General features: G+C 51.2%; 1 rRNA gene (only partly in view). It reads left to right on the top strand.

The annotated features are described in order from the left end of the window. Positions 1-2500: ribosomal RNA gene (locus tag RAN89_RS00085) — 23S ribosomal RNA — on the top strand (it extends past both window edges: 181 nt to the left, 195 nt to the right).

The raw sequence follows: 2500 nt of genomic DNA, 5'->3' as shown, positions 1-2500 counted from the left end.
AACTGAAACATCTCAGTAGCTCGAGGAAAAGACATCAACCGAGATTCCGAAAGTAGTGGCGAGCGAAATCGGAGAAGCCTGCAAGTGATAGCACAAGACATAACGGAACAGCCTGGAAATGCTGGCCATAGCGGGTGATAGCCCCGTACGTGAAATGACCTGCGTGGTACTGAGCTTGCGAAAAGTAGGGCGGGACACGAGAAATCCTGTCTGAATATGGGGGGACCATCCTCCAAGGCTAAATACTCATCATTGACCGATAGTGAACTAGTACCGTGAGGGAAAGGCGAAAAGAACCCCGGGAGGGGAGTGAAATAGATCCTGAAACCGCATGCTTACAAAAAGTAGGAGCCCGCAAGGGTGACTGCGTACCTTTTGTATAATGGGTCAGCGACTTACATTCAGTGGCAAGGTTAACCGAATAGGGAAGCCGTAGAGAAATCGAGTCCGAATAGGGCGTCTAGTCGCTGGGTGTAGACCCGAAACCAAGTGATCTATCCATGGCCAGGATGAAGGTGCCGTAACAGGTACTGGAGGTCCGAACCGACTAGTGTTGCAAAACTAGCGGATGAGCTGTGGATAGGGGTGAAAGGCTAAACAAACTTGGAAATAGCTGGTTCTCTCCGAAAACTATTTAGGTAGTGCCTCAAGTATTACCTGCGGGGGTAGAGCACTGTTTTGGCTAGGGGGTCATGGCGACTTACCAAACCAATGCAAACTCCGAATACCGCAGAGTACAGCTTGGGAGACAGAGCACCGGGTGCTAACGTCCGGACTCAAGAGGGAAACAACCCAGACCGCCAGCTAAGGTCCCTAAAATTGGCTAAGTGGGAAACGAAGTGGGAAGGCTAAAACAGTCAGGATGTTGGCTTAGAAGCAGCCATCATTTAAAGAAAGCGTAATAGCTCACTGATCGAGTCGTCCTGCGCGGAAGATGTAACGGGGCTAAGCCAGTTACCGAAGCTGCGGATTTGCAATTTATTGCAAGTGGTAGGAGAGCGTTCTGTAAGCCTGTGAAGGTGCGTTGTAAAGCGTGCTGGAGGTATCAGAAGTGCGAATGCTGACATGAGTAGCGTTAAAGGGGGTGAAAAGCCCCCTCGCCGTAAGCGCAAGGTTTTCTACGCAACGTTCATCGGCGTAGAGTGAGTCGGCCCCTAAGGCGAGGCAGAGATGCGTAGCTGATGGGAAACAGGTCAATATTCCTGTACCGATGTGTAGTGCGATGTGGGGACGGAGAAGGTTAACTCAGCCAACTGTTGGACATGTTGGTTCAAGCTTGTAGTCGTGCCTGGTAGGCAAATCCGCCGGGCTTAGATGAGGAGTGATAACGAGAGTGCTTGCACTCGAAGTGAGTGATACCCTGCTTCCAGGAAAAGCCACTAAGCTTCAGCTACACACGACCGTACCGCAAACCGACACTGGTGCGCGAGATGAGTATTCTAAGGCGCTTGAGAGAACTCGGGAGAAGGAACTCGGCAAATTGACACCGTAACTTCGGAAGAAGGTGTGCCTTTAGTAGGTGAAGGGATTTACTCCTGGAGCCCAATGAGGTTGCAAAAAATCGGTGGCTGCGACTGTTTATTAAAAACACAGCACTCTGCAAACACGAAAGTGGACGTATAGGGTGTGACGCCTGCCCGGTGCTGGAAGATTAAATGATGGGGTGCAAGCTCTTGATTGAAGTCCCAGTAAACGGCGGCCGTAACTATAACGGTCCTAAGGTAGCGAAATTCCTTGTCGGGTAAGTTCCGACCTGCACGAATGGCGTAACGATGGCCACACTGTCTCCTCCCGAGACTCAGCGAAGTTGAAATGTTTGTGATGATGCAATCTCCCCGCGGAAAGACGGAAAGACCCCATGAACCTTTACTGTAGCTTTGTATTGGACTTTGAACAGATCTGTGTAGGATAGGTGGGAGGCTTTGAAGTAGGGTCGCTAGATCTTATGGAGCCGACGTTGAAATACCACCCTGGTGTGTTTGAGGTTCTAACCTAGGTCCATTATCTGGATCGGGGACAGTGCATGGTAGGCAGTTTGACTGGGGCGGTCTCCTCCCAAAGCGTAACGGAGGAGTTCGAAGGTACGCTAGTTACGGTCGGACATCGTGATGATAGTGCAATGGCATAAGCGTGCTTAACTGCGAGACTGACAAGTCGAGCAGATGCGAAAGCAGGACATAGTGATCCGGTGGTTCTGTATGGAAGGGCCATCGCTCAACGGATAAAAGGTACTCTGGGGATAACAGGCTGATACCGCCCAAGAGTTCATATCGACGGCGGTGTTTGGCACCTCGATGTCGGCTCATCTCATCCTGGGGCTGTAGCCGGTCCCAAGGGTATGGCTGTTCGCCATTTAAAGAGGTACGTGAGCTGGGTTTAAAACGTCGTGAGACAGTTTGGTCCCTATCTTCCGTGGGCGCTGCAGATTTGAGGAAGCCTGCTCCTAGTACGAGAGGACCGGAGTGGACACACCTCTGGTGTATCGGTTGTCACGCCAGTG

This window comes from Rhodoferax mekongensis (assembly GCF_032191775.1).
Classification (GTDB): domain Bacteria; phylum Pseudomonadota; class Gammaproteobacteria; order Burkholderiales; family Burkholderiaceae_C; genus Allorhodoferax; species Allorhodoferax mekongensis.
This window is presented reverse-complemented; position numbering and strand designations above follow the sequence as displayed.